Origin of the sequence: Vibrio sp. Y10_XG_PY6, assembly GCF_024181795.1 — a bacterium.
Classification (GTDB): Bacteria; Pseudomonadota; Gammaproteobacteria; order Enterobacterales; family Vibrionaceae; genus Vibrio; species Vibrio diabolicus.
Window position 1 is genome coordinate 514,565 of the sequence record NZ_JAMZAQ010000003.1, and the last position, 26,394, is coordinate 540,958.

The window sequence follows — 26,394 nt, forward strand, 5'->3', positions numbered from 1 at the left end:
TTTATTGCTTCAGCGTGCTTTTATGATTTTGGGGGAATGATAAAGCTCATTTTAGTAAATTGATGTGGCTCGCACGTAATTTTTAGCGATGCATCACGCCCAAATTGATTAGTGAGACGTTTGTCGACAATTTCCAAACCTAGCCCGGAGTGGTTTTCTTTTGGCGGTTCAAAACTGCCTGCATTGTCTTCGACAGTAATCAAATGACCTTGTGGGTGTGCTTCGCTGTATATATGAACTTTACCACCTTCAAGCATGTTTGAAATGCCGTGCTTAATGGCATTCTCAACCAAAGGCTGGAGTGTAAAGCTTGGCAATTTGATGTCCAGCAATTCAGGCTGAATATCGATTTCAACCTCTAAGCGGTCCGTAAAGCGGGCTTTCTCGATGCTCAAGTACGAGTTCACATGCGCTAGCTCTTCTTTTAGCGTCACGGTATTAATGTTTTGCTTTAAATTGCTACGGAAAAAGTGCGATAAATTTTGGATCAGCTCACGTGCTTTATCAGGATCACGACGAGTAATCGCACTAATGGTATTGAGTGCATTAAACAAAAAATGTGGATTCACCTGAGCGTGAAGCAGTTTGATTTCTGCTTGAGCGAGTAAGGCTTGTTGTTGTTGGTAGTCGCCATACAAGATTTGGCTAGAGAGAAGCTGAGCTATCCCTTCCGCCATTGACATGTTGGCCGTAGAGAACAATTTACGCTTCGGTTCATACAGCTTAATGGTGCCAATGACCTCTTTTCCCGCACGTAGTGGGATGATCAGCGCGGAGCCAAGTTTGCAGTCTTTTGCGATGGAACATTGGTATGGACGTTCTGCGCCATCAAGATAAATGATGTCGTTTTTCTCCATGGAATCCAATGTGCTTTGCGATGAAATCGGCGTGTTCGGTTTATGGTGATCATCGCCAATGCCCACAAACGCTAAGATTTTTTCTTGGTCGGTAATCGCGACAGCGCCCACTTTGGTCTCTTCGTAAATAATACGTGCGATTTTCTCTGCGTTTTCGGTGTTGAAGCCGTTGCTTAGAATTCCCACTGAGCGATCAGCAATGGTGAGTGCTCGACGCGAAAACGTCGCAGAAAACTTTTCAAAGATCGCTTTTCTGTCTTGCAGGATACTCATGAACAATGCCGCACCAAATGAGTTCGCGATGATCATCGGTGCTGCAATGGCAGACACCAGCTCATAGGCTTGATCAAAGGGTTTAGCGACGGCGAGCAGCAAAATCATTTGCACCACTTCTGCAACAAACGTGACGCTGAATACGACGCTTGGGTTAAACAGCAATGCGCCTTTATTTCGCTTGATAAGATAAACGTGGAGCAAGCCACCAATTAAGCCCTCGGCGGTGGTTGAAATTGCGCAGGCTAGGTCAGTAAAGCCACCAAGAGAGTATCGATGGATGCCACCAGTAAATCCGACGGCGAAACCTACAACAGGTCCACCAAACAGCCCGCCCATGACCGCGCCGATCGCACGAGTATTAGCAATAGCATCGTTGATGTGCAGACCGAAATAGGTGCCGAGAATACAAAAGCCAGAAAAAAGTACGTAACAAATTAGGCGGTGGCTTAAGCGCGAAGAAATACTCAGCAAAGGTAAGATGATTGGCGTTTTACTTAGCATGTAAGCCAAAACTAAGTAAACACACATCTGTTGTAAAAGGGAAATGACCAGTTCCATAGTGAACCTAACCTAGAATCAATGTTGTTATTGTATACCTAAGTCACCTCAAGATACTTGGCTCAGATAAATAAAGACAGCTTAATACGTGGTGCTGCGCTCCGAGTTCTGAATCTTAAAGTGACTTGGGTATAAAACAAAAAGAGCCTGCAATTGGCAGGCTCTTATCTTAGTCACTCGGATGTGACGAGTATTACGCTGTTTCTGATACGGCTTGTGGTTTCTCTTCGTCAGCCAGTTCAGTTTCACCTTTACCCTTAGAGGTTTTGATAACGTAACCAGTCACTGCTAGGGCAAACACAATACCGACGATAGTTGATAGTTGCATTGGCAGGCCAAAACCTAGCGAGCTGTTGTTTAAGATGAACGTGACACATACCGTGGTCATGAAGATAGCAGGGATAGTGGTAATCCAGTGCAGCTTGTTGTGACGTAGTAGGTAAGCGGACGCAGTCCAAAGCATCATTACCGCTGTTGTTTGGTTTGCAAAACCGAAGTAGCGCCAGATAATGCCGAAGTCTACTTGAGTTAAGATACCGCCGATAACGAACAGTGGAAGTGCCATCAGTAGGCGGTTACGTAGCGTCTTTTGTTCCATGTTGAAGTATTCAGCAAGGATCAGACGGCTTGAACGGAATGCTGTATCGCCAGACGTAATTGGTAGGATAACCACACCTAGGAACGCAAGGATACCACCGAACACACCAAGCAGACCAAATGATGCGCTGTATACCACGTTACCAGGGCCACCGTTTTTCACAGCTTCTGATAGTGCGTCTAGAGAGCCGAAGAAAGACAGAGCGATAGCACACCAGATTAGCGCGATAACACCTTCACCAATCATTGCTCCGTAGAAGACGAAACGACCATTTTTCTCGTTTTCCATACAACGCGCCATCAGTGGAGACTGAGTCGCGTGGAAGCCAGAGATCGCGCCACATGCGATAGTGATGAACAGTGCTGGCCATAGTGGCATATCATTTGGGTTAAGGTTCGAGAACATGTCTGAAACTTGGAAGTCACCCATTACTGTGTGTTCGCTAGAAAACGCAACGGCTGTCATTAGACCAACAGACATAAAGATAAGTAGAGCGCCAAACAGTGGGTAGAAGCGGCCAATGATTTTATCGACAGGAACAATCGTCGCAATGATGTAGTAAGCGAAGATAGCGATAACCATAGTCGTCATGCTTACGCTCAAGCTTGTTTGATCATTGATGAGGTTAGTAATCATGCCTGCAGGAGCAGAAACGAACACTACGCCAACAAGAAGCAGTAGGACAATGGCAAAAATATTCATAAAGTGTTTTGCGCCATTACCTAGGTAGCGACCCGTGATAGTAGGTACAGATGCGCCGCCGTTACGTACTGAAAGCATGCCAGAGAAGTAATCGTGTACTGCGCCAGCAAAAATACAACCGACAACAATCCAAAGCATTGCCGCTGGACCGTATAGTGCACCCATGATTGGGCCGAAAATTGGACCAACACCAGCGATGTTAAGTAGCTGAACTAGATAAACTTTCTTTGTTGACATTGGAACGAAGTCAACACCGTCCGATTTGGTGTGAGCAGGCGTTTGGCGTTTTTCATTGATGCCGAAAATCTTCTCGACGAAAGCGCCGTAGATGAAGTATCCGCCGATTAGGGCTGCGACACAGGTTAGAAACCACATCATAGCAATTGTCCTTGGTCTTAGTTGGGTAGGGTAATTTTTTAATCTCAGGATGCATGTTATGCGTCACTTGTGTTAAATGCATTCGGTTAGTAGATGAGTGGTCGAATAGAGCACTGAGTGGTCGATATACTGCTTGAGCGGTTTTTAAAATTGGCGAACGGTTGATTGCAGTAGTGAGCGGTTGATTCGAGGCGTCAGTGGTTTAATCTGCAAGCTAAGCGGCAAACGCCAATAATTAGTGGTAAGCTTATTTTTGAAAACAATTACTTAAGGAAGAACCATGAAAAAGGCAACGTTAGGTTTGGCGCTGGCTTTACTTGCAGGATGCGCTGCAACGACGGAAGATCTTGCCAAGTCAGGAGATTGGCATCAGATCGGATATCAAGATGGTGTAGCCGGACATACATCACGCACGATGAGCGAGCTGCGTGAGTTGGGTAGCGTTAAGCAAAGTGATTACGACCAAGGTTATTTAGAGGGGCTACGTGAATACTGCAACCCTGCTTTTGCGTATCAAATGGGGCTATCTGGTCAGTATTATGAAGGGGTTTGTGAGGGTACTGAGCAAGCACAAAAATTCCGTATGGAATGGCAGCGTGGCTGGAATGAGTACTCAAATTAATAGTCAATAAAGCCGTTGTGATACCGTCCAAAACATAATTGTGGCAAAATTCCCATTATTAAACCATGTTCATATTGCTTGATAGTGAGCACAGAAAAAAGGAATCACATTATGTCAACGCAAATGGCTGGTGGCTGGAGTCCATTTAATGAACTCAAAGCAGAGGATAAAGAAGTATTTGCTAAAGGTATCGAGGGGTTTGTCGGCGTCAAATATTCCCCTTTGGTTGTGGCTACTCAAGTCGTAGCCGGACAAAACTATGCGTTTTTCTGTAATGCAGAAGTTGTCTACCCTGGAGCACAACCATACCCAGCAATGGTTCATATGTTCAGCGACCTTGAAGGTAAAGTCGGTATTACTCACATTGAACGATTGAACTACTAAATTAAGCCATAAAAGGCGCCTGACTTTTAAATAAGTGAGGCGCTTTATTGATTAAGATTGATTCGCTTGATCGATCACGACTTTTCTTAAATATCCTTGTTTGGCTTTCAGTTGCTCAGTCGCGCTTTCTTTATCCAGCCCGGTTAAAATCATCAAAATAGCTAACTTGGCGTCGTAGTCCGTTTCTTTGAGAGCCGTTTTAGCCTCTTGGTTAGTACAATCTGTTGCTTGCATAACAATACGAGCCGCTCTTGCAACTAGCTTTGCATTCGTCGCTTTCACATCTACCATTAAGTTCTGATAACTTTTGCCTAGGCGAATCATGCTTGCAGTAGTGAGCATGTTCAGTACGAGCTTTTGCGCCGTCCCTGATTTTAAGCGAGTGGATCCCGTTAACGCTTCAGGTCCAACAACGGGGCTGATCGCAATATCGGCAATATCTGCAATCGGAGAGTCTGGGTTACAAGATAGTGCTACAGTGGTGGCACCAAGCTCGTTCGCATACTCTAAGCCACCAATCACGTACGGTGTCCGTCCACTTGCCGCAATACCAACGACGACATCGCGTTGTGTTAGTGCATTCTCTTTGAGATCTTGCTCGCCTAGTGCAGGATCGTCCTCTGCCCCTTCTTTCGCGCGGAACATTGCCTCTTTTCCACCCGCAATAATACCAACGACCATCTCTGGATCCGTGCCAAAAGTTGGTGGGCATTCTGAAGCGTCCAAGACACCGAGCCGACCACTGGTGCCTGCACCGATGTAAAACAACCGACCTCCGACCTTAAATGCTTCCGTGATCTTATCAACGGCTTGAGCGATCTCTGGTAGCACTTTCTCGACCGCAATTGGGACGAGTTTATCTTGTTGGTTTAAACGCTGCACAATATCTAATGAAGGAAGAAGATCGATATCCATTGTTTCAGGATTTCGACCTTCAGAGACAAGGTGAGAAAGAGCCGCAATAAGCGCGTCATTTGTCATAGTAATTTAAGCCTTCGTGATTAATTTTTTGAGTAGAGTACGCCAAGTGAAGCGAGACGACTTGCCCCTGTGACTTCCGGTAAATTGCTAGGGAGGCTATGAATATAGCGCTGCGCAAGCCAAGCAAATGCCATGGCTTCCATGTAGTCACCATCAACGCCTTTTTCTGCCGTTGTCGCAACGTGCCATTGTGGCAATAACTTAGTCAATCGCTGCATTAAAAGTGGGTTTCTTGCTCCACCGCCACAGACCAATAGTTGAGGCGTGCTGCCATGAGAAAACTTGTCGACTTCGTTGGCAATGGTAATCGCAGAGTATTCGCAGAGTGTACGCTGTACGTCTTCGGTTGGTAAATTGTAATGAGCCAGTTGCTGATGCAGCCAGTCAATATTGAACAGTTCTCGCCCGGTACTTTTAGGTGCTGGCATGGCGAGGTAAGCTTCTTTAAGTAATTGAGTCAACAAAGTAGCGTTTACCGTTCCTTTCAGTGCAAATTGTGCATCTTTGTCGAAGCTTTGCCCAGTGTGCAGCGCACACCACGCGTCCATCAACATGTTGCCCGGACCTGTGTCATAGCCAATGACTGGTTGCTCGGGATGCAGTACAGATATGTTGGCAATGCCACCGATGTTCAGCACGACGGTGGTGGAATCTTGCATGGCAAAGATACTTTTATGAAAAGCGGGAACCAGCGGTGCACCTTGACCACCTAGCGCCATATCTTTACGTCGAAAATCTGCAACCGTATCAATCCCTGTTTTCACTGCGATGATGTTGGCATCACCCAACTGAGTGGTAAAGGGTAACTCTCCAGTAGGTTGGTGGAATACCGTTTGGCCGTGATTACCAATCGCACGAATTTGTTCCGCGACGTAGCCAGACTTATTGAGCAGTTGTAAAACGGCGTCAGCGAAGAGGTGGCCAAGTTGGTGATCCAATTCACCTATGGCTTTTAAATTTGTGGCTTGACCGGTACAAACAGATAACAGCATTTCTTTCAGTGCTGTGGGCATTGGGTAATCGTCGTGCGCAACCAGACGAACGTGCTCATCACTTATTTCAACCAGAGCGGTATCAACGCCGTCCATACTCGTTCCAGACATCACACCAATGTACAGTTCGTTAAATTTCATAGCCGATCTCGTCAATTCTTCATTCACTTATTGTAAAGCAAATCTGAAGCGAATAACCTCATCGAATACGAGATATTCAGCCGATTTTGAGGAGAAAACATGGGACCGTTATGGGTTGACGTCGCGGGTTATGAACTGACCGCTGAAGACAAAGAAATTCTGGAACATCCTACGGTTGGTGGCTTAATTCTATTTGCTCGCAACTATCATGATAGTGAACAGCTTCAAGCACTTACTCAATCAATCCGCAAGGCTGCCAAGCGCCCGATTTTGATCGGTGTGGATCAAGAAGGGGGGCGAGTACAACGCTTCCGTGAAGGTTTCTCGTTGATCCCTGCAGCCGAAGAATACGCCAAACATCAAAATGGCGAAGAGCTAGCACGTATGGGCGGTTGGCTAATGGCAGCGGAGTTGATAGCACACGACATTGATTTAAGCTTTGCACCCGTGCTCGATAAAGGTCATCAATGTAAAGCGATCGGTAACCGAGCATTTGGCGAAGATGCCGATACCATTCTTCGATTAAGCACCGCTTACATGCAGGGCATGAAGAGCGTTGGAATGGCAACAACAGGCAAACACTTCCCGGGTCACGGTGGTGTGATTGCTGACTCACACTTAGAAACGCCATACGACGAGCGCAGCGACATTTTTGAACAAGACATGGCTATCTTTAAAGCGCAAATTGATGCCGGTATTTTAGATGCCATGATGCCTGCTCACGTGATTTTTCCGAACTACGACTCTCAGCCTGCGAGTGGTTCAGAATACTGGTTGAAACAAGTTTTGCGACAGCAACTCGGTTTTAAAGGCTTGGTTTTCTCCGATGATCTGACGATGGAAGGCGCTGCAATCATGGGTAGTCCTGCCGAGCGTGGGGTTCAAGTCTTGAAAGCCGGTTGCGATATGCTATTGATGTGTAATAAGCGTGAAGCACACATTGAGGTGTTGGATAACTTGCCAGTATCAACAGTGCCACTGGCGGATGCGTTACTGAAAAAACAGTCGTTTTCTCTAAGCGATCTCAAGTTATCTCAAGAGTGGAAAGCGGCGAGTGAAGCGATGAAACGCTTGACCAGCTAAACCTCTTGTAAACGATTCAAAACACCGATTAGAAGCCAAAGTTAATTATACTTTGGCTTTTTATTTGTGTGTAAATAAAAATTTACACCAAATGTTTTTTATTGTGTACGCTTGTTTTTCTTTTTTAGCCTGTTATCTTGTCGTTAAAGCTTAGTTGTCTCACCAAGGATTTGGTTGGATGTAAAAATAAATATACAGGTTAGAGTTATGCAGAAAAGTGAGTTGAGCAATATTAATATTAGTGAGGAACAGGTTCTTATTACCCCAGAGGAGCTAAAAACCAAGCTTCCTTTGAGTGAAAAAGCGCGCCGCTTTATTCAAGAGTCTCGCCAAACTATCGCTAATATTATTCATAAAAAGGATCATCGCCTGCTGGTTGTATGTGGTCCATGTTCTATCCACGACGTGGAAGCGGCGAAGGATTACGCAAAACGTCTTAAAGCGCTCTCTGAACAACTAAGTGACCAACTGTATATTGTTATGCGTGTTTACTTTGAAAAACCACGCACCACGGTCGGCTGGAAAGGGCTGATTAACGATCCGCACCTCGATGGCAGCTTCGATATTGAACATGGTCTGCATGTTGGACGCGAACTGCTAGTGGAATTGGCAGAGATGGAAATCCCGCTCGCGACTGAAGCTCTGGACCCAATTAGCCCACAATACTTGGCGGATACTTTTAGTTGGGCTGCGATCGGCGCACGTACTACGGAGTCACAAACTCACCGTGAAATGGCAAGTGGCCTGTCTATGCCAATCGGTTTTAAAAATGGCACGGATGGCAGTTTGGCAACCGCAATCAATGCGATGCAAGCTGCGTCTTCTAGCCACCGTTTTATGGGAATTAACCGTGAGGGACAAGTAGCGCTATTGACCACTCAGGGTAATGCTAATGGACACGTGATCTTACGTGGTGGCAAGCAAACTAACTACGACTCAGTGTCAGTTACTGAGTGTGAGCAAGAAATGGCGAAATCTGGCCTTGATGCATCATTAATGGTGGATTGTAGTCACGCCAACTCACGTAAAGATTACCGTCGCCAGCCATTAGTCGCAGAAGATGTTATTCACCAAATCCGTGAAGGTAATAAGTCCATTATCGGCCTTATGATTGAAAGCCATATCAATGAAGGAAATCAATCTTCTGACTTAGCTCTTGAAGAGATGAAATACGGTGTATCTATCACTGACGCATGTATCAATTGGGATTCAACTGAGGCACTATTACGTCATGCACATGAAGAGCTAGTGCCTTTCTTAGAAAATCGTTTAAAGGCTAATTAATACAGGATTTAAGGAACATCAATGGCAGTTGAACTTAACGCATTACGCGATCAGATTGATGCAGTCGACAAGCAAATGTTGGAGCTATTAGCTCAGCGTTTGGCGCTGGTAGAGAAAGTTGGCGAAGTAAAAAGCGAACATGGTTTGCCTATTTATGCCCCTGATCGTGAAGCGGCGATGCTGGCTTCTCGCCGAGCAGAAGCTGAGAAAATGGGAATTCCTCCACAGCTTATTGAAGATATTCTGCGTCGTACCATGCGTGAGTCTTATGCCAGTGAAAAAGACTCCGGTTTTAAGTGTTTGAACCCTGAATTACGCTCAGTGGTCATTATTGGTGGTAATGGCCAGTTAGGCGGCCTGTTTGGACGTATGTTCAAGCTATCTGGTTATCAAGTCAAAGTGCTTGGTAGCAAAGACTGGGATCGTGCGGATGACATCCTAAAAGATGCGGGCCTGGTGGTGGTTACTGTGCCGATTCACCTAACAGAAGGTGTGATTGAAAAGCTAGGTAATCTGCCACAAGACTGCATTTTGTGTGACCTGACTTCTATCAAATCTAAGCCACTGCAAGCAATGTTGAATGTGCACCAAGGACCGGTAGTTGGTTTACACCCAATGTTTGGTCCAGATGTGCCGAGCCTTGCCAAGCAGGTGATTGTGTACTGTGATGGGCGTGGAAATGATCAATACCAATGGTTGCTGCAACAGTTTGGTATTTGGGGCGCGAGCTTGTGTCAGATTGATGCGCAAGAGCACGATCATGGCATGACGTTAATCCAAGCGCTGCGTCACTTCACCTCATTTGCTTACGGCATGCATCTAAGCAAAGAGAACCCGAACATTGAGCAACTGTTAAAGTTGAGCTCACCAATCTACCGCTTGGAGTTGGCGATGGTAGGGCGTCTGTTTGGGCAAGATCCAAACCTTTACGGTGACATCATTCTCTCATCGCAAGAAAACATCGACATGATTAAGCGATTTCACCAACGCTTCGGCGAAGCACTTGCGATTTTGGATAGCAAAGATAAAGCCAAATTTGTCGAAAGCTTTGAGCAGGTGAGTGAGTGGTTTGGTGATTATTCACAACAATTTATGAATGAGAGCCAAAACTTACTCAAACAGGCGAATGATAATATTCATCGCGGTTAATCGCGGGTTATCTATCCGTGCGGAGCCCGAAACGAAAAGAGCAGCTTACGCTGCTCTTTTTTGTGTCGAGAGATAAATCAATTAGTCGCGGTATTGCTGGTATCTTCACTTGATACTGTATTGATACTGGTGTCGCGATAGGGGGAGTTGGTTAAATTGACTTGCAGACGCACGACATTATCAATCAATTGAACTAAAGGGCCCCATTTCACTTTTTTCTCTTTTTCAAATACATAATTGAAGTTTTCAGGTGTCCACTCCATCAAGTATTGAGGGTTGAGTGCTCGCCCAAGAAAGCGCACCTCATAATGCAGGTGCGGGCCAGTGGAATTACCTGAACTACCACATTGAGCAATCACATCGCCTTTACTGACAAATTGGCCGCTTTTCACTTTAAAGCGTTGTAAGTGAGCAAAGGAGCTCATAAAGCCAAATGAGTGACGAATAGTGACATAGTTGCCATAGCCACGATTACTCGGGCGAACGGTTTCCACCACTCCGTCTGCAGGTGCGAGGATTTCTTCTCCTCGTTTACAGGTAAGATCGATACCAGTATGAACGTGTCGTTTACCTGAAATAGGATTAATGCGACTGCCGTAGGAAGAAGAAATACGTTGGTATGTCACTGGGCTATCATTTGGAATCAAACGAAACATGGTTGCTCGAACCGCGGAATCGATAGCTGCTGCATCAATTCGCTCTTCTAACGCCATGTTGTTTTCATCGATCATCAGCTCTTCGTCAGCGAGACCTAGAACCGATTCGACGTCGAATACCCGTTTTCCTAATAGCTGAATTTGATTGTTTTTATCGGTCAATGACTGAGAAAGCGAGTGGTTGGTATCAAGCTGCTCTTCATAAAGCGCGGTGATTTCGGCCTTTTCACTTTCTAGTTTGGCGATGGTTTGTGTTAGTTCGTCTTTATTGTGTATCTGCTGTTGATTGAGATACCACGCGCCACCAACGACGGCGGGTAATGCCAATACCGAAGCAAATACTGCTAGGACCGAACTGCGGCCCAAATAGAACTGCTGATCGCCGTCTTTCGTCGGGATCTGCATGATGATTTTTTTAGACATAGTTATTGTTACTTAAATAGGCGTTCATTTATTTTTCTCCTAAATCAGAGAGATGTTCTAACTCTCGGTTCAGAAGGTCGTTATTGCCTACATTCAATTCTATAAATCGTTTTAGTTGGCTAATGCTCTCGATGTCTATCTTGATGATCTTTAACCTAATCTCACACTTAGAAACATCCACAATTTGCGCTTTTAACGTAATCACTTGTTCGGATTGATCAAATGAAAAAGTAACATGGGTTGGAAGGGCTGGATCCAAAGCCTCAGTCTCTTCCACTTTCATGAGTAAACCATGTAAGGAAAGATCTTGAATCCTAGCTTCAATTGCCAAGTCACGTTGCTCTACCTTCGCTGGCGCTTGATGGAGAATGCGTGAAAAGCGTCGTCTCTCTGCCATGTGCATTTTCTCGTCATGTCTTCAAACAGAATTGAATAGTATATCAATGCGAACAAAAAATGTTCGATTGCTGTTTGAAAAGTGTCGAGGTCGCTACAGAGTGACGCAAGTGCAATGTCATGTTCTTAACGAACGAGACGGGCTAATGAGCTCTTTTTTATAACAAAGAAAACAAAGGCCGCTATGATAGCGGCCTTTGTACAAATTACAATCAAACTTTGCGGGTTGCGATTACTTCGCAATACGCTTGTATTTGATGCGGTGTGGTTCTGCGGCTTCAGGGCCCAACGTTTTCTTCAACCAGTCCATGTACTCGGTGTAGTTACCTTCGTAGAAGTTAACTTGGCCTTCGTCACGGTAGTCAATGATGTGGGTCGCGATACGGTCAAGGAACCAACGGTCGTGCGAGATAACCATTGCACAACCAGGGAACTCTAGTAGTGCTTCTTCTAGAGCACGCAGTGTTTCCACGTCAAGGTCGTTGGTCGGTTCGTCGAGTAGTAACACGTTACCGCCCGCTTTAAGCAGTTTCGCAAGGTGGACACGGTTACGCTCACCACCTGATAGCTCACCAATGATTTTTTGTTGGTCGCTGCCTTTAAAGTTAAAGCGTGAACAGTACGCGCGAGCTGGGATTTCGAAGTTGTTGATCTTAATGATATCAGCACCTTCAGAAATCTCTTGGAATACGGTTTTAGAATCGTCCATGCTGTCACGGAACTGATCGACCGATGCTAGTTTTACTGTATCACCCATTTCAATTGTGCCTGAATCTGGTTGTTCAGTACCACTTAACATCTTGAATAGGGTCGATTTACCTGCGCCGTTCGCACCGATGATACCAACAATCGCACCTTTAGGGATGCTGAATGATAGGTCATCAATTAGAACACGGCCGTCAAATGACTTCGTTAGGTTCTTCACTTCAATAACTTTATCACCTAGGCGCTCACCTGGCGGGATAAACAGTTCATTGGTTTCGTTACGTTTTTGGTGATCAGAGCTTTGCAGTTCTTCAAAGCGTGCCATACGTGCTTTTGATTTCGCTTGACGACCTTTAGGGTTTTTACGTACCCACTCAAGTTCTTTCTCGATGGTTTTTTGACGAGCACTTTCTTGAGACGCTTCTTGTTGTAGACGAGCGTCTTTTTGCTCCAACCATGAGGTGTAGTTACCTTCCCATGGGATACCTTCACCACGGTCAAGCTCTAAGATCCAACCCGCGGCGTTATCTAGGAAGTAACGATCGTGGGTGATAGCGACTACAGTACCTGTGTAATCCACTAAGAAGCGCTCTAGCCAAGCGACAGATTCTGCATCTAGGTGGTTGGTAGGCTCATCAAGCAGCAGCATGTCTGGCTTAGAAAGTAGCAGGCGACAAATAGCGACACGGCGGCGTTCACCACCTGATAGGTGCGCAATTTTTTGGTCCCATTCAGGTAAACGAAGTGCGTTTGCAGCTCGCTCAAGTGCGTTTTCTAGGTTGTGACCATCTTTCGCTTGGATCAGAGCTTCAAGTTCGCCTTGCTCTTTTGCAAGTGCGTCGAAGTCTGCATCTGGTTCTGCGTAAGCCGCATAGACCGCATCCAAACGTTTCAATGCGTCAGCAACGTCAGCAACCGCTTCTTCAACAACTTCACGAACGGTTTTTGATTCGTCTAATACTGGCTCCTGGGGTAGGTAGCCTACGTTTAGACCAGGTTGTGGACGCGCTTCACCGTCGATATCCGTGTCGATACCTGCCATGATACGTAGCAGTGTGGATTTACCTGCACCGTTCAGACCTAAAACACCGATTTTCGCACCAGGGAAGAAGCTCAGAGAGATGTCTTTAAGAATTTGACGCTTAGGTGGCACAATCTTGCTCACCCGCGACATGGTATATACGTATTCAGCCATTGCCGATCGTTCCTAAATTAACTGTCATTCAAACCCATCATTTTATACCAAGTGCTTTGTTTTTGTTACCGCATTGCAAGAATTTCCCTTTCGAATGGATTTCTTATTTTGAGCTGACCGGAAACTTACACGGTTAGGGTATACACTTTTGTTATTCGTTATAAATGACGAAGTGCTTTCTGCACAAGTTAGGAACTCCTTGTCTCCATCGTCTTAAAAGTTTCACGAGTACAATTTTTAATACACTAAGTTGCTTTACATGGACATCTGCATTCTGTGTAAATAGATGCATGTGTGAAAATTGCCTTAACATCACATGAACGCTAACAAAACGAGGCTTTGGGGCAGTATATGTCTGGGGAAAATGACACAAATGAGATTCAACGTATCTGAATTGGCTAAAAACGTATGCTGCGCCGCCGCGCTGTGTGCGATGAGTTTGAGTGCTAATGCTGCGCTGAGCTTGGAAAAGCAGCGTGAAGTTTATGAGCAAGCTCAAGATTTATTAGATAAAAATGACATCGACGGATACCTTTCGATCCGTCCTAAAATTTCTGACTATCCACTGACGCCTTATGTGGACTACCGAACGTTTATTAGACAGTTACCGGAAAAATCGCCACAGCAGGTGAACGAATTTATTTCGGAGCACGAGTCGTTTCCTTTTTCTCGTCGTGTGCGCGCTCCATACCTCAACCATCTTTATAAGCAAAAAGATTGGAAAACCATTACTGAGTTTCAAAAAGTCATTCCAAGTGGCGAGCGTTACCAATGTATTTTCTACGTGGCTCAGTTAGAGCAAGGTAAGAAAGTCGCCGCGTTTAAAGGGGCTGAGCATATGTGGTTGCGTGGCAGAAGTATTGCCGATGAGTGCGATCCATTATTCGCAGCATGGGACAAGGCCGGTGAACGTACTGATGAATTAATTCTCCAGCGTATGCTACTGGCGTTTGATGCACGTAATGGCAGTTTGATGAGTTACTTACTTAAATTGCCTAAATCCTCGCAGGCAAGGCAACAAGCGAAAGAAATGAAGGCGTTGTTTGATAACCCTTCAAGCGTTGCGGAGTTCGCGAAGAAAAAACCGGCTAATGATTTTAATCGAGCGCAAAGCGAATATGCGTTGGAAAAGCTAGCTCGCATGAATACCAGTCAAGCGCAGAGTGCGTATGATGCCGTCATTAAAGGGCAGAAGTTTTCTCCAGAAAAGGCGCAAGCCCTGGCTGACTATATCGCATTTCGATTGACCCGTACTGAGTCTGAGTCACTAGCTAAGTGGCGCGATGATAAAACGAAAACCAGCCAGTACTTACCGCTCATTGAAACTCGCATTCGCTTAGCGATTCAGAACGCGGATTGGAAGGGCGTACAAGAGTGGATTGCCGTTCTCAATAAAGAAGAGCAAGCGTCGCTTCGCTGGCAATACTGGCTTGGACGAAGTGAAATTGCGTTAGGTGATGACATCGCAGGGAAACAGCGTTTAGCGACTTTGGTCGGGCAGCGAAACTTTTATAGTGTGGCAGCCGCTAATGCGATTGGACAATCAATCAAATACCCTACGCATACGGTTAAGTTTGATAAGCGAGTGGTTCAACCCTATCAAGACTCGTTAGTTCGTATTGAAGAGTTGATCGCGACGGACAAAATTGCAGCAGCGAAAAGTGAATGGGCACATTTATTGCGCCGCGTAGGGAAAGATGAAAAGGCGATGTTGGCGGCTTATGCGTCTTCTAAGCGTTGGCATAACCTAACGGTGACCGCGAGTATTCAAGCGCAGATGTGGGATAATATCGAACTGAGGTTCCCGATTGCGCATCGCTGGTGGTTTAACTTTTATGCAAAAAAACACAACATAGATCCCGTGACGATGATGTCCCTAGCTCGACAGGAAAGTGCGTTGGATGTCGAAGCCCGTTCTCCAGTTGGTGCTCGTGGTCTTATGCAGATCATGCCCGCTACAGCGAAGTACACGGCACGTAAATATAAGTTGAGTTATCAAGGTACGCAGGATCTCTACAATGTGGGCAAAAATATCGAAATTGGTAGCCATTATTTGCAAGGCTTATTAGAGGATTACGATAATAATCGTATTTTTGCTCTTGCTGCTTATAATGCAGGTCCTAACAGAGTAAAAACGTGGCGAGAGCGTACCCAAGGAAAAGTGGATGCTTATGCCTTTATTGAGGCAATTCCATTTAGAGAGACACGCGGTTATGTACAAAACATCCTGATGTTTGAAACATATTACCGTGATCTTTTGGGTATCGATGGCGCGTTCTTGAATCAACATGAGATCAATACCAAGTATTGAGTGAGGTAACTTGATGTCGCACGAACCCGAGTACAAAGACTGGCAACAGATTATTGAGCTAATTCGAACTAGCATGGACAGTGAGCAAGATGACATGCTGTTAACCATGCTGATGTCACGTGATGAGAGAGAATCATTAATATCACGCGTTAATATTATTAACGAGCTTCTTAAAGGAGAATTATCTCAACGTCAGATCAGCCAGATGCTTGGCGTGGGTATTGCCACTATTACTCGTGGCTCTAACGAGTTAAAGTCTAAATCTGATGAAGAGAAAGACAAACTCAAGGTTTTGTTAGAGCAAGTTGCGGTATCTAAGTAGTCAGTGATTCCAATTCGCTTTTAGGTATTGGTATCACAAGTGGTTAAGATAACGTGTTAAAAAGGGCGGAAATATCCGCCCTTTTTCGTACCTAGCGAATAGGATGAGCGTTATAAATTTGAAGGGAAGTGCTCAGAGTTTGTGAATGGAATTAGAGCCAGAATCAAGGCTTGATGGTAAACCGAACTTCGAGTCAGCTGGTTTTGGGTGAGCAGGCTGATGGCACCACCTTTCTGCTTGATGTTCTCGGTACCAAACACCTCATCCATGACATCTCCCAGCTCATTCGCATGCTTGAGTTTGTCCAATACTTTAGGCGGCAGCATTAAGCTCGCAGAGCGAGATTCACCACGGTGAGTATTCGACTCAATCACCATCCACGCAAACGTCACGTTTGTTTCAATTCCCGCTTCAAGTCCGACATAGTAATCCGCGTTTGGCATCTCTACTTTTGCGTTTTTAACGCGGTTTAGTGCACCGCGATGAGTTTCTTCATCAGTCATAGGTTGATCTGCGACCTCACTCGGTACACTGACGCCAACGAAGTTGAACTCTTGGTGCGGAAATGCACTGTTAAATGCACTTTGAACGGCATTAATTTTAGCTGGGTTTAGCGATGCGATTACGACTTTTTGGGTTGCCATGATCTTTTTACTCACTGGTGTCTATTAACTCAATTTTACTTGGGTAGGCTTTACGTTCTCACTAGGGTAACAGCCTAATACTTTCAAGTGTTTAGTTATTTTTGTTAGCTCTTCTAGTGCCTGTTGCATTTCTGTCGAAGCAAGATGAGATTCTAAGTCTACGTAGAACATTTCTTCCCATGGGTTCCCCATAATTGGACGTGATTCTAGCTTGGTCATATTGATGCCGTAACGTTGCAGCACTAATAGTGTTTCAACCAATGAGCCAGCCTCTTGGGAGGTCGACATGATCAAGGTGGTTTTTGCTGGAATCTGAGTTGAAACCTCAACTGGTTTGCGAGCAACCACGATAAAACGAGTATGGTTCTCAGTTTGGTTTGCGATGTTGCCTTGAATTGCTTGCAAGCCGTATAGCTTACCGCTTGATGCATTACCAATTGCAGCAACATCATCACGATCCATCTCTTGGACTTTTTGCATTGCATCTGCTGTGCTGGCGCAAGACTCCAGTTTTACACCTTTCATACGGCTTAAAAACTCACTGCACTGTTGGTGTGGCTGAGGATGTGAATACAGCGTTTTAATGTTTTCCAGACGAATGTCTTTTTTCGCAACTAAGCAGTGCTCGATTGGTTGAGTTAGCTCTCCAACGATGTACAGAGTCGTGTGTTGTAGTAGGTCGTACACTTCATTAATAGAGCCTGAACTGGTGTTTTCGATTGGCAGAACACCATAATCAGCATGGCCCGATTCTACTGTTTGAGTCACTTCTTTGAAGTGTTCGCAGTTGAGCTCGATAAGTTCTGTATTTTTACGGCTGAAGTATTCGCGGCTTGCCAAGTGCGAGTAAGAGCCTTTGGCTCCTAAGAAAGCGACGCGAGCAAGTGGCTTACGACTTTGTTGCGGGTTAACGAGGTTTTGCAGGTAACTTTGCTGAAGAAGCACTGAGTCTTCAATGATGGTATGGAATAGTTTAGTGATGTACTGCGCGTCGAGTTCGTATTTATCTCGGCCATTAGAAATCAGCTTAACTAATAGTTGTTGTTCTCGAACGGCATCACGAACGGGTTTTGAGGTTTGTACTTTACTTTTGGCTACTTCAATGCTGAGTTTACGGCGCTCAGACAATAAGCTGAGAAGTTGGTCATCCAGCTCATTCAAGCGCAAACGAATTTCTTCGAGGGAAATAGGTTGGTCAGTCATCAATTCTTTCCTTATAAAAAAGCCTCCCGATTTGGGAGGCTTTCTGTTTGTTTTTGACTTTTCTTTCACAAACGAGTTCGCCCCTCCGACTATGGGAGGAAAAAGAAGTCAAAAATAAACAGTGAGGTTAAATGCATAAATAGTGCTTAATTTATGAGTGTTTAAACACAATAAGCAAGGCAGGGGAGAGCGTCAAGCAAAAAAATAGCGCCTTTCGGCGCTATTTCCTCAATCTGGTCAGTTTACTCTTCTTCTTCCACTAGCTCAGGCTTATTTGCACGTCGAGCTTCAGGTTTGTGGGTCAGCTTGTTCAATTGTCGTTCTAGTTTTTGCTCCACTTCGTTGATAGCTGCGTAAAGATCTTCGTGAGTTGCTGAGGCAATGAGCTGGCCTTTAGGAACTTTAATAACCGCTTCGAATTTCTTCTGTTTGTTTGGTTCCTCACTGAAAGTTGCTTGGCAACCAATTAGGTCTACTTGCCATTTCTCCAGTTTTTTAAACTTGCTCTCAATATGAGCTCGGATTGCAGAGGTGATTTCGATGTTTTTGCCAGTGATATTCATTGTCATAAGTGTTTTTCCTCTGTTGCATCCCTCATGGGTTGAGTTCAGATTACCGCTTTAAGTATAAAAAAATGTGACTCAGATCATTATTTTGTTCGGGGTTTTTATGATGAAAAATGAATGTGATCTCACTCAAGATCTGCTGAGATTTATCGTGAAATTGCTTGTTATCGGTTAGTAAATCCGTAGATTGGATAGAGTACTCAGCTGAAAACGTCTTCGTTTTTAGGGAAGTTTTACGGCCTAATATTAGAGGTGGTTAAAATTTAACTATACGTAAAGTGTGATGACAGTCACTGAGTCTCTCAGACGAGTTTATTTACAAAGCCGCTTATTGTACGAGCGGCTTTTTTGTGTCTGGCGTTTGACTGACTTTTCGTAGCGGTATCATGAAGACAGGGTCCTTTGGAGCCAGTGATACCCGCTCTAGACTTTTGACTTGGTCCAAGCTTTCTAGCTGTTTGTATATAACGTAATAGCGATTAATACTGGTAACGTATCCAACCGTTGAGCTTAAACTTTTCCGCATAACGACTTCCACGTTATTGAACCAAACATTAGGATCGTAGCCTTGCTGGGCTGCACGTTTACGAATTCGTTCTACATTCCCGGGGCCTGCATTGTAAGCCGCTAAGGTAAAGTAGAGTTTATTTTCCTCCGTAATAGCAGGATCACTGAAGTACTGCTTACGCAAAAATGCTAAATACTTCACGCCAGCATGAATATTGTTTTCTAGCTGCCGAACGTTTTTGATATTGATATTAGGGTCTCGAGCCGTGCTGGGTAGAACTTGCATTATGCCGACTGCACCTCGACTTCCAACGAGGTCGTTATTAAAGCCGGACTCTTTATAAGCGACGGCTGCGATCAGTAGATAGTCGATATCGTACTTCTCACCATAGCGTGAAAACAACGTAGCAAGCTTTTCTAGTTGAGCAATTTTGTTGGGGTTAAGGGCTTTGTTTAGCCAACCTGTGTTATCGATGTATTTTCCGTAAATGACGTTACCGAGCAGTGTCCCAGAACGAGATTTCTGAATAAACTTGTTCACGACGGCTTTCAAACTTGGGCTGTTTTCCCGCATTGCCCAAGCGATTTTACCATTTTCACGAATAGGGATTTCTGGGTGAGCTCGAATATCATCCATCACTTTCAGCCAAAGTTTGGCTTTATGACTATCGAGAACAATGGCTTTGACGTAGCCGTTATTGAGCATCCCAACCAGTTCGTAGTCTTGCAGTGTTTCTTCAATAAAATGTACGACAACGGGTGGCAAGCCTTTTTTATTTAGCTTCTTATTTAGTGCTTGAATACTCTCAAAGTAGCTAGAACTGGCACGTACCCAAACCTCTTTGCCGCTCAGTTGCTCAATGTTAGTCATGGCTGGTGTGCTTTTGTTCGTGACTATCCACTCGTCAATACCAGTAAGAATGGGTGAACTAAAATCGACTTTCTGTTTACGTGTGTTGGTAATGGTCAGATTGGCGACGACTAGATCACCGGAGCCATTTTCTAAGGCTGGCAGAAGTTGGTCACGGGCTAGAGGAATAATTTGTACGTTAAGTTTCGGTTTGAGCTTACGAAGGTCTTTTTCGAAATGCGCCAGGAGTTCTGCACCTATTCCTTTTGGTGTACCGCCTTCAATGTAATAGAAGCCTAGATCAGCAGAAACGAGGACACGTAAAACATTCTTCTCTTTAATAACATCGAGATCCCCAGTGTAAGGAGGTTGCTTGAGTGGTGATATTTGCAGTGCGCAAACGGAAGCAGACAATAAGAGTAGCATAACTGCGCATAGCTTAGGTATCGTCACGTTCACATCCTTTTATAAAGGGGAGGGGAACTTTAAGCATATGTAGAGCCCCGTAGATCATCAAGCAAGGGCAGAAGACGCTATTGCGGATTATAAAAAACCGCCACGGTAAAAACGGTGGCGGTTTAGTTTGAAGCAGCTCAGTTACTTCACAGGGTTGAGCTCGATGAGCTTTTCAGTTCTTGCTACTGCGTCTTCCAAACCGAGTTGCTTGTAGGCCTCTAGCTGGATAGTCAGTGACTTACGTGCCGCTTCTGTGTCTGGGAATGCTTTTTGTAGCTCTTGGCTGCGATTAATTGCAGCTACCCAGGCTTCACGGCGGAGGTAGAAGTCAGCCGTCGCTAAGTCATAGTTCGCTAGGCGGTTTTTCAGCGCAACCATGCGTTTTTGTGAATCTTCTGCGTATGGGCTGTTCGGGTAGCGTTGAAGCAGTTTTTTGAAGTCATCAAACGCTTTTTTTACTGGCTCAGGATCGCGATCGCTTCGATCTACGCTGAACAGATCATGCATAAAGTTACGATCTTGCGCCATATGGCTTAGGCCGCGCATGTACAGTACCCAGTCCATTTTTTCATGGGTTGGGTTTAAACGCATAAAGCGGGAAATGGTTGCCAAGCCCAAAGCAAGGTCGTCGTTTTTGTAGTACGCATAGATTAGGTCAAGCTGCACCTGTTCTGAGTAGGCACCGAATGGGTAACGTGAGTCTAATGCTTCCAGTTTCTCAATTGCAGAAAGCCAATTACCACTTTGAAGAGAAATCTGTGCGTCTGCATACAGTTCCGAAGGCGGCACATCAGGAACGATTTCTTCTTTGCTTGCACATCCAAACAGAAGGGATACCGCTAAAAGGCCTGTTAAAGTCTGACGTTTCATATCAGGAGTCTGTTCCTTGAATCTAAATATTTCTTAAGCTGCCGTTACTTTCTTTCCAGTAACAGATACAATGACGTAATAGTCTATTTTTTCACAGTCGTGAGCATTAGTCTCACAGTTTTTAAAAAAGTTCGATATGGCTCAGCAGATTGTATTAACAAATACCGTAAAAGATAGCCAGTTAGGTCAACGTTTAGACCAAGCTATCGCCGAATTATTCGCGGACTTCTCTCGCTCGCGCCTGAAAGAGTGGCTGCTTGATGGGAAAGTTCAAGTTAATGGTGAAGTTGTCACCAAACCTCGCACCAAAGTAATGGGTGGCGAGGAAATTACATTGCAAGCCGAGTTAGAAGATGAAGAACGCTGGGAAGCGCAAGATATCCCGCTAGATATCGTTTTTGAAGATGACGATATTATCGTTATCAATAAGCCTCGTGACTTTGTGGTTCACCCAGGTGCCGGTACGCCAGATGGTACGGTGCTTAATGCGTTGTTGCATCATTACCCTGATATCGCAGAAGTGCCTCGTGCGGGCATTGTGCACCGTCTGGATAAAGACACAACGGGTCTGATGGTGGTGGCGAAAACCGTTCCTGCACAAACTCGTCTGGTTCGCGCACTGCAAAAACGTAATATTACTCGAGAGTACGAAGCGATCGCTATTGGTCGTATGACAGCGGGCGGTAAAGTGGACCAACCTATTGGTCGTCATTCTACCAAGCGCACGCTTATGGCGGTAGCACCAATGGGTAAACCAGCGGTAACGCACTACCGTGTCGCTGAGCGTTTCCGCGAACACACACGTATCCGTCTGCGTCTTGAAACGGGTCGTACGCACCAGATCCGTGTGCACATGTCTTACCTTCAGCATCCGCTGCTTGGTGATATTGCATATGGTGGACGTGCTCGCATCCCGACAGGTGCTTCTGAAGAGCTAACGGCAATGATCCGTGGCTTTGACCGCCAAGCATTGCACGCCGTAATGCTACGCTTTGAACATCCAATTACGGGAGAAGTACTTGAGTTCCATGCCCCTGTGCCTGATGACATGGTGGCGATGACTGAAGCGCTTCGTCAAGATACGGAAGAGCACGGTTTACCGGAAGAGTTCTAAGATGAAGACAATCATTCCGAATTGGCGTGCGCCTAAAAATGTCAAAGCTTTTGCCTCAACACGCATAGGCGGTTTTTCGAAAGGCCCTTATCAAGGGCTAAATTTAGGTACTCACGTTGGGGATGATTTGTCTTTAGTAGAGAAGAACCGAGCTTGGTTGGCGCAGCAGGCGAACATGCCAAATGCGCCAATCTGGTTAAACCAAACACATTCGACCGTTGTGGCTCAAGCAAATGAACCAACAACACAAGTGCTTGATGCGGACGGTGTATTTGCTTCTTCAAGCCATGTTGTTTGTTCAGCGATGACCGCCGATTGTCTACCTGTATTATTGACTAATACACAAGGCACTCAGGTAGCCGCCGTTCATGCAGGTTGGCGCGGCTTAGCAAATGGTATTGTCGAAAATGCATTAGCGTTATTTTCAGGTGAAGTGATAGCGTGGCTTGGCCCTGCCATTGGATCTCAAGCCTTTGAAGTGGGTGAAGATGTTCTGCAAGCTTTTGTTGATTTTGACTCACAGGCGCATCAAGCATTCATCCCACGCGATATCGATGGCAAATGGTTTGCTGACATGTCGGTGCTGGCAACGCAACGTCTCAATCGAGCTGGAGTGACACAAGTGTTTGACTCTGGACTTTGTACTTACCAAGATAAAGCCTCTTTTTATTCGTATCGCCGTGATGGTAAAACTGGTCGGCAAGCCACCTTTATTTGGATTGAAGATTAGTTATAAGCACTAAAGTGCCAAGATGCATAGTGCTATTTTTGCAAAGCTATCTTTATTCATTCACTCCCTTGAAATTCCTCCTCTGAGTATCCATCTTTCTAACTGTCAAAAGAATTTCCTTTAGTTGAGGTTAGGAAGGTAGATATGCGTCTTGATCGATTCACAAGTAAGTTTCAAATCGCTATCTCTGATGCTCAATCACTAGCGTTAGGGCGCGATCATCAATATATCGAGCCAGTTCACCTAATGGTGGCTTTGCTTGACCAAAATGGCAGTCCAATTCGTCCATTGCTTACTATGCTGGATGTGGACGTAACGCATTTACGCTCTAAATTGAGTGAAATGCTTGATCGATTACCAAAAGTCAGTGGCATCGGTGGAGATGTACAGCTCTCTAGTTCGATGGGCACGTTGTTTAACCTGTGTGACAAAGTGGCGCAAAAGCGTCAAGACTCCTATATCTCGTCTGAAATCTTCCTGCTTGCTGCTTTAGAAGATCGCGGACCATTGGGGCAATTACTCAAAGAGATAGGTTTAACAGAGCAAAAAGTTAGCCAAGCAATCGAAAAGATCAGAGGTGGTCAAAAGGTTAATGATCCGAATGCAGAAGAGCTTCGCCAAGCATTGGAAAAGTTCACCATTGACCTTACCGAGCGAGCAGAACAGGGCAAACTGGATCCGGTTATCGGCCGTGATGATGAAATTCGCCGTACCATCCAAGTATTGCAGCGCCGTACTAAAAACAACCCTGTGATCATCGGTGAACCTGGCGTAGGTAAGACCGCAATTGTTGAAGGCTTAGCTCAGCGCATTGTCAACAATGAAGTGCCAGAAGGTTTGCGTGGTCGCCGTGTGCTGTCATTAGATATGGGCGCACTGGTTGCTGGTGCTAAGTACCGTGGTGAATTTGAAGAGCGCTTGAAGTCGGTATTGAATGAACTCGCTAAAGAAGAAGGTAATGTCATTCTGTTTATCGACGAGCTTCATACTATGGTTGGTGCGGGTAAAGGTGAAGGCTCAATGGATGCGGGGAACATGCTCAAACCTGCATTAGCCCGTGGTGAACTGCACTGTGTTGGCGCAACAACACTGGATGAATATCGTCAGTACATCGAAAAAGATGCGGCGTTAGAACGTCGTTTCCAAAAAGTGCTGGTGGATGAGCCGACCGTTGAGGATACCGTGGCGATTTTACGTGGCTTGAAGGAGCGTTATGAGCTTCATCATCACGTTGAAATTACTGACCCAGCGATTGTTGCAGCGGCGAGTTTGTCACATCGTTATGTTTCTGACCGTCAGCTGCCAGATAAAGCGATCGACTTAATTGATGAAGCGGCTTCAAGCATTCGTTTACAAATTGACTCTAAGCCAGAGTCATTAGATAAGCTTGAACGTAAAATCATCCAACTTAAGATTGAGCAACAGGCGCTTAGTAACGAGCACGACGAAGCGAGTGAAAAGCGTTTGAAAGCGCTTAATGAAGAACTCAATGAAAAAGAACGTGAGTACGCTGAACTAGAAGAGGTTTGGAATACAGAAAAAGCCGCACTTTCTGGCACTCAACATATTAAGTCTGAGCTTGAACAAGCTCGTATGGATATGGAGTTTGCTCGCCGAGCTGGTGATCTAAACCGCATGTCGGAACTTCAATATGGTCGTATTCCTGAACTTGAGAAGCAGTTAGATCTTGCAACCCAAGCGGAAATGCAGGAAATGACACTATTGCGTAATAAAGTAACCGACAACGAGATTGCAGAAGTACTTTCTAAGCAAACTGGCATCCCAGTATCCAAGATGCTAGAAGCGGAAAAAGAGAAACTACTTCGTATGGAAGACGTACTGCATAATCGTGTGGTAGGGCAAAGCGAAGCGGTCTCTGTTGTATCGAATGCTATTCGTCGTAGTCGAGCTGGGCTTTCTGATCCAAACCGACCAATTGGCTCCTTCTTATTCTTAGGTCCAACTGGTGTAGGTAAAACAGAGCTTTGTAAGACACTTGCGAGCTTTATGTTCGACAGCGAAGATGCGATGGTCCGTATCGACATGTCTGAGTTCATGGAGAAACACTCAGTGGCAAGATTGGTTGGTGCGCCTCCAGGCTATGTCGGATATGAAGAGGGTGGTTACTTAACGGAAGCGGTTCGTCGCAAGCCGTATTCGGTAATTTTGTTAGATGAAGTAGAGAAAGCGCATCCGGATGTATTTAACATTCTGCTGCAAGTTCTCGATGATGGGCGTTTAACGGATGGTCAAGGTCGTACTGTTGACTTCCGTAATACGGTTGTGATCATGACATCGAACTTGGGTTCATCTCGTATCCAAGAGAATTTCGCAACATTAGACTATCAAGGTATCAAGAGTGAAGTAATGGATGTGGTTAGCAAACACTTCCGTCCTGAGTTCTTGAACCGTGTTGACGAAATCGTGGTGTTCCATCCACTTGGTCAAGAACACATCAAGTCCATCGCTTCAATTCAATTAGAACGTTTGGCGAAACGACTAGAAGAAAAAGGATATCAACTAGAGGTTTCTGACAAAGCACTCGATTTGATCGCTCAAGTTGGTTTCGACCCTGTATATGGTGCGCGTCCTTTAAAACGCGCAATTCAACAGAATGTTGAGAACCCATTAGCCAAATCGATTCTTTCTGGTGAAATTGTTCCAGACAAGAAAGTGCAGCTAATCGTTACTAATGACCAAATTCGTGCCCATCAGTAATTGCACGGATACAATAAGAAATGAGATAAAAATCACATTCAAGGGGCCATTTGGCCCCTTTTCTATAATGTTTTAGAGCCTCTTGCCTGTTTTCTGTACGAATGAACTAAAAAGGTGAGTTTTTTTTAAAAATGCACTTGTGTTCCTTAATGAACGCCCTATAATGCGCCTCCGTTGTCAAGGGAAAGCAAGTTAAGCGACGTCTAGACAACAAGGCCAGTGAGTTAAGAATTAACTCGCAGATAAATAACTTAAAAAAGTGTTTGACACGATAAGTTATCTAGCTAAAATGGCTGTCCACTTTGAAAAGAAGTTCAAAGTGTGCTCTTTAAAAATATAGACCTATCAATCTGTGTGGGCACTCGTTGATGATAATCCAAATAGTTTCTTCGGAAACAATTTAGGTTTCAATGAAACGAAGTGACCATTGAATCTTCGGATTCAGCACAGTCAATTCAAACATTACGTTATGTAATGTTCAGTATTCATTGAGCCGAACAAAATCTTAAATTGAAGAGTTTGATCATGGCTCAGATTGAACGCTGGCGGCAGGCCTAACACATGCAAGTCGAGCGGAAACGAGTTATCTGAACCTTCGGGGAACGATAACGGCGTCGAGCGGCGGACGGGTGAGTAATGCCTAGGAAATTGCCCTGATGTGGGGGATAACCATTGGAAACGATGGCTAATACCGCATGATGCCTACGGGCCAAAGAGGGGGAC

General features: G+C 45.0%; 22 protein-coding genes, 1 rRNA gene and 1 other annotated feature. Of the genes, 11 read left to right on the forward strand and 12 right to left on the reverse strand.

From position 1 onward, the window contains the following. Positions 1-20: 20 nt before the first annotated feature. Together NL644_RS18425 and NL644_RS18430 are read right to left on the reverse strand one after the other, a co-directional pair. The gene (locus NL644_RS18425) at positions 21-1,691 is read right to left on the reverse strand and encodes a sensor histidine kinase (protein WP_253658698.1); all 1,671 of its coding nucleotides are present in this window, start codon (positions 1,689-1,691) and stop codon (positions 21-23) included. A gap of 193 nt (positions 1,692-1,884) precedes the next feature. Beyond that, positions 1,885-3,369, reverse strand: coding sequence for a carbon starvation protein A (locus NL644_RS18430; RefSeq protein ID WP_005381914.1), 1,485 nt, complete (start codon positions 3,367-3,369; stop codon positions 1,885-1,887). A 280-nt stretch (positions 3,370-3,649) separates the two neighbouring features. Between NL644_RS18430 and NL644_RS18435 the strand changes: the two genes are divergently transcribed. Together NL644_RS18435 and NL644_RS18440 are read left to right on the forward strand one after the other, a co-directional pair. Further along, on the forward strand, positions 3,650-3,991 hold the full coding sequence (locus NL644_RS18435; protein WP_012842128.1) for a DUF2799 domain-containing protein: 342 nt from the start codon (positions 3,650-3,652) through the stop codon (positions 3,989-3,991). A 111-nt stretch (positions 3,992-4,102) separates the two neighbouring features. Continuing rightward, positions 4,103-4,375 (forward strand): hypothetical protein, encoded by a 273-nt coding sequence (locus NL644_RS18440; protein ID WP_012842127.1) that lies wholly within the window; start codon positions 4,103-4,105, stop codon positions 4,373-4,375. 51 nt (positions 4,376-4,426) lie between these two features. Here NL644_RS18440 and murQ read toward each other — a convergent pair whose 3' ends face one another. Continuing rightward, a complete protein-coding gene (gene murQ / locus NL644_RS18445) occupies positions 4,427-5,356 on the reverse strand; it encodes an N-acetylmuramic acid 6-phosphate etherase (RefSeq protein ID WP_114323173.1) in 930 nt (309 codons plus the stop codon). Between the two features lie 20 nt (positions 5,357-5,376). Next, positions 5,377-6,489 carry an anhydro-N-acetylmuramic acid kinase gene (locus NL644_RS18450; protein ID WP_114323174.1) on the reverse strand — a complete coding sequence of 371 codons (1,113 nt, stop codon included), beginning with the start codon at positions 6,487-6,489 and terminating at the stop codon, positions 5,377-5,379. 99 nt (positions 6,490-6,588) lie between these two features. Here NL644_RS18450 and nagZ point away from each other — a divergent pair, with 99 nt between their 5' ends. The 3 genes from nagZ (at position 6,589) to tyrA (ending at position 10,005) form a co-directional block, all read left to right on the forward strand. Beyond that, positions 6,589-7,572 (forward strand): beta-N-acetylhexosaminidase, encoded by a 984-nt coding sequence (nagZ, locus tag NL644_RS18455; protein ID WP_253658699.1) that lies wholly within the window; start codon positions 6,589-6,591, stop codon positions 7,570-7,572. Between the two features lie 207 nt (positions 7,573-7,779). Further along, positions 7,780-8,856 (forward strand): 3-deoxy-7-phosphoheptulonate synthase, encoded by a 1,077-nt coding sequence (locus NL644_RS18460; RefSeq protein WP_005397501.1) that lies wholly within the window; start codon positions 7,780-7,782, stop codon positions 8,854-8,856. A gap of 21 nt (positions 8,857-8,877) precedes the next feature. After that, entirely contained in the window at positions 8,878-10,005 is a 1,128-nt protein-coding gene (gene tyrA / locus NL644_RS18465; RefSeq protein ID WP_006743113.1) for a bifunctional chorismate mutase/prephenate dehydrogenase, read from the forward strand. Between the two features lie 77 nt (positions 10,006-10,082). Here the strand turns inward: tyrA and NL644_RS18470 are convergent, their stop codons facing one another. From NL644_RS18470 to ettA, 3 genes are all read right to left on the reverse strand, one after another. Further along, the gene (locus NL644_RS18470) at positions 10,083-11,084 is read right to left on the reverse strand and encodes a M23 family metallopeptidase (protein WP_005397491.1); all 1,002 of its coding nucleotides are present in this window, start codon (positions 11,082-11,084) and stop codon (positions 10,083-10,085) included. A gap of 28 nt (positions 11,085-11,112) precedes the next feature. Beyond that, complete coding sequence (locus NL644_RS18475) at positions 11,113-11,481, reverse strand: PilZ domain-containing protein (RefSeq protein WP_053808612.1); 369 nt, start codon at positions 11,479-11,481, stop codon at positions 11,113-11,115. A gap of 231 nt (positions 11,482-11,712) precedes the next feature. After that, the gene (ettA, locus tag NL644_RS18480) at positions 11,713-13,380 is read right to left on the reverse strand and encodes an energy-dependent translational throttle protein EttA (protein WP_005381894.1); all 1,668 of its coding nucleotides are present in this window, start codon (positions 13,378-13,380) and stop codon (positions 11,713-11,715) included. Positions 13,381-13,753: 373 nt separating this feature from the next. On the opposite strand from ettA, the gene sltY reads away from it, so the two are divergent. Beyond that, positions 13,754-15,691, forward strand: a complete 1,938-nt coding sequence (gene sltY / locus NL644_RS18485) for a murein transglycosylase (protein ID WP_186437903.1) — start codon at positions 13,754-13,756, stop codon at positions 15,689-15,691. A gap of 13 nt (positions 15,692-15,704) precedes the next feature. Beyond that, positions 15,705-16,013, forward strand: a complete 309-nt coding sequence (gene trpR, locus NL644_RS18490; protein ID WP_012842123.1) for a trp operon repressor — start codon at positions 15,705-15,707, stop codon at positions 16,011-16,013. 110 nt (positions 16,014-16,123) lie between these two features. Here trpR and yjjX read toward each other — a convergent pair whose 3' ends face one another. The 5 genes from yjjX to NL644_RS18515 form a co-directional block, all read right to left on the reverse strand. Beyond that, a complete protein-coding gene (gene yjjX, locus NL644_RS18495; protein ID WP_253658700.1) occupies positions 16,124-16,657 on the reverse strand; it encodes an inosine/xanthosine triphosphatase in 534 nt (177 codons plus the stop codon). 24 nt (positions 16,658-16,681) lie between these two features. Beyond that, positions 16,682-17,860, reverse strand: coding sequence for a prephenate dehydratase (gene pheA / locus NL644_RS18500; protein WP_005397485.1), 1,179 nt, complete (start codon positions 17,858-17,860; stop codon positions 16,682-16,684). A gap of 12 nt (positions 17,861-17,872) precedes the next feature. Beyond that, positions 17,873-17,994, reverse strand: a sequence feature (Phe leader region). 108 nt (positions 17,995-18,102) lie between these two features. Then, positions 18,103-18,429 carry a ribosome-associated translation inhibitor RaiA gene (gene raiA / locus NL644_RS18505; protein WP_005397484.1) on the reverse strand — a complete coding sequence of 109 codons (327 nt, stop codon included), beginning with the start codon at positions 18,427-18,429 and terminating at the stop codon, positions 18,103-18,105. Positions 18,430-18,754: 325 nt separating this feature from the next. After that, complete coding sequence (locus NL644_RS18510) at positions 18,755-20,236, reverse strand: transporter substrate-binding domain-containing protein (RefSeq protein ID WP_367618275.1); 1,482 nt, start codon at positions 20,234-20,236, stop codon at positions 18,755-18,757. Positions 20,237-20,380: 144 nt separating this feature from the next. Further along, positions 20,381-21,109 (reverse strand): outer membrane protein assembly factor BamD, encoded by a 729-nt coding sequence (locus NL644_RS18515; protein ID WP_006743118.1) that lies wholly within the window; start codon positions 21,107-21,109, stop codon positions 20,381-20,383. Between the two features lie 136 nt (positions 21,110-21,245). On the opposite strand from NL644_RS18515, the gene rluD reads away from it, so the two are divergent. The 4 genes from rluD to NL644_RS18535 form a co-directional block, all read left to right on the forward strand. Continuing rightward, on the forward strand, positions 21,246-22,223 hold the full coding sequence (gene rluD / locus NL644_RS18520) for a 23S rRNA pseudouridine(1911/1915/1917) synthase RluD (RefSeq protein WP_005385913.1): 978 nt from the start codon (positions 21,246-21,248) through the stop codon (positions 22,221-22,223). 1 nt (position 22,224) lies between these two features. After that, positions 22,225-22,953, forward strand: a complete 729-nt coding sequence (pgeF, locus tag NL644_RS18525; RefSeq protein WP_253658701.1) for a peptidoglycan editing factor PgeF — start codon at positions 22,225-22,227, stop codon at positions 22,951-22,953. 144 nt (positions 22,954-23,097) lie between these two features. Continuing rightward, complete coding sequence (gene clpB / locus NL644_RS18530; RefSeq protein ID WP_005397478.1) at positions 23,098-25,671, forward strand: ATP-dependent chaperone ClpB; 2,574 nt, start codon at positions 23,098-23,100, stop codon at positions 25,669-25,671. 507 nt (positions 25,672-26,178) lie between these two features. After that, positions 26,179-26,394 (forward strand): 16S ribosomal RNA (locus NL644_RS18535); the annotation flags it as partial.

Coding starts and splice junctions, on each gene's coding strand:
- ettA (WP_005381894.1), bottom strand. CDS start 13,380: ATGGCTGAATACGTATATACCATGTCGCGGGTGAGCAAGATTGTGCCA.
- tyrA (WP_006743113.1), top strand. CDS start 8,878: ATGGCAGTTGAACTTAACGCATTACGCGATCAGATTGATGCAGTCGAC.
- clpB (WP_005397478.1), top strand. CDS start 23,098: ATGCGTCTTGATCGATTCACAAGTAAGTTTCAAATCGCTATCTCTGAT.
- yjjX (WP_253658700.1), bottom strand. CDS start 16,657: ATGGCAACCCAAAAAGTCGTAATCGCATCGCTAAACCCAGCTAAAATT.
- NL644_RS18470 (WP_005397491.1), bottom strand. CDS start 11,084: ATGTCTAAAAAAATCATCATGCAGATCCCGACGAAAGACGGCGATCAG.
- NL644_RS18430 (WP_005381914.1), bottom strand. CDS start 3,369: ATGATGTGGTTTCTAACCTGTGTCGCAGCCCTAATCGGCGGATACTTC.
- pheA (WP_005397485.1), bottom strand. CDS start 17,860: ATGACTGACCAACCTATTTCCCTCGAAGAAATTCGTTTGCGCTTGAAT.
- murQ (WP_114323173.1), bottom strand. CDS start 5,356: ATGACAAATGACGCGCTTATTGCGGCTCTTTCTCACCTTGTCTCTGAA.
- raiA (WP_005397484.1), bottom strand. CDS start 18,429: ATGACAATGAATATCACTGGCAAAAACATCGAAATCACCTCTGCAATC.
- trpR (WP_012842123.1), top strand. CDS start 15,705: ATGTCGCACGAACCCGAGTACAAAGACTGGCAACAGATTATTGAGCTA.
- sltY (WP_186437903.1), top strand. CDS start 13,754: ATGAGATTCAACGTATCTGAATTGGCTAAAAACGTATGCTGCGCCGCC.
- NL644_RS18440 (WP_012842127.1), top strand. CDS start 4,103: ATGTCAACGCAAATGGCTGGTGGCTGGAGTCCATTTAATGAACTCAAA.
- NL644_RS18435 (WP_012842128.1), top strand. CDS start 3,650: ATGAAAAAGGCAACGTTAGGTTTGGCGCTGGCTTTACTTGCAGGATGC.
- NL644_RS18460 (WP_005397501.1), top strand. CDS start 7,780: ATGCAGAAAAGTGAGTTGAGCAATATTAATATTAGTGAGGAACAGGTT.
- nagZ (WP_253658699.1), top strand. CDS start 6,589: ATGGGACCGTTATGGGTTGACGTCGCGGGTTATGAACTGACCGCTGAA.
- NL644_RS18425 (WP_253658698.1), bottom strand. CDS start 1,691: ATGGAACTGGTCATTTCCCTTTTACAACAGATGTGTGTTTACTTAGTT.
- pgeF (WP_253658701.1), top strand. CDS start 22,225: ATGAAGACAATCATTCCGAATTGGCGTGCGCCTAAAAATGTCAAAGCT.
- NL644_RS18475 (WP_053808612.1), bottom strand. CDS start 11,481: ATGGCAGAGAGACGACGCTTTTCACGCATTCTCCATCAAGCGCCAGCG.
- NL644_RS18515 (WP_006743118.1), bottom strand. CDS start 21,109: ATGAAACGTCAGACTTTAACAGGCCTTTTAGCGGTATCCCTTCTGTTT.
- rluD (WP_005385913.1), top strand. CDS start 21,246: ATGGCTCAGCAGATTGTATTAACAAATACCGTAAAAGATAGCCAGTTA.
- NL644_RS18450 (WP_114323174.1), bottom strand. CDS start 6,489: ATGAAATTTAACGAACTGTACATTGGTGTGATGTCTGGAACGAGTATG.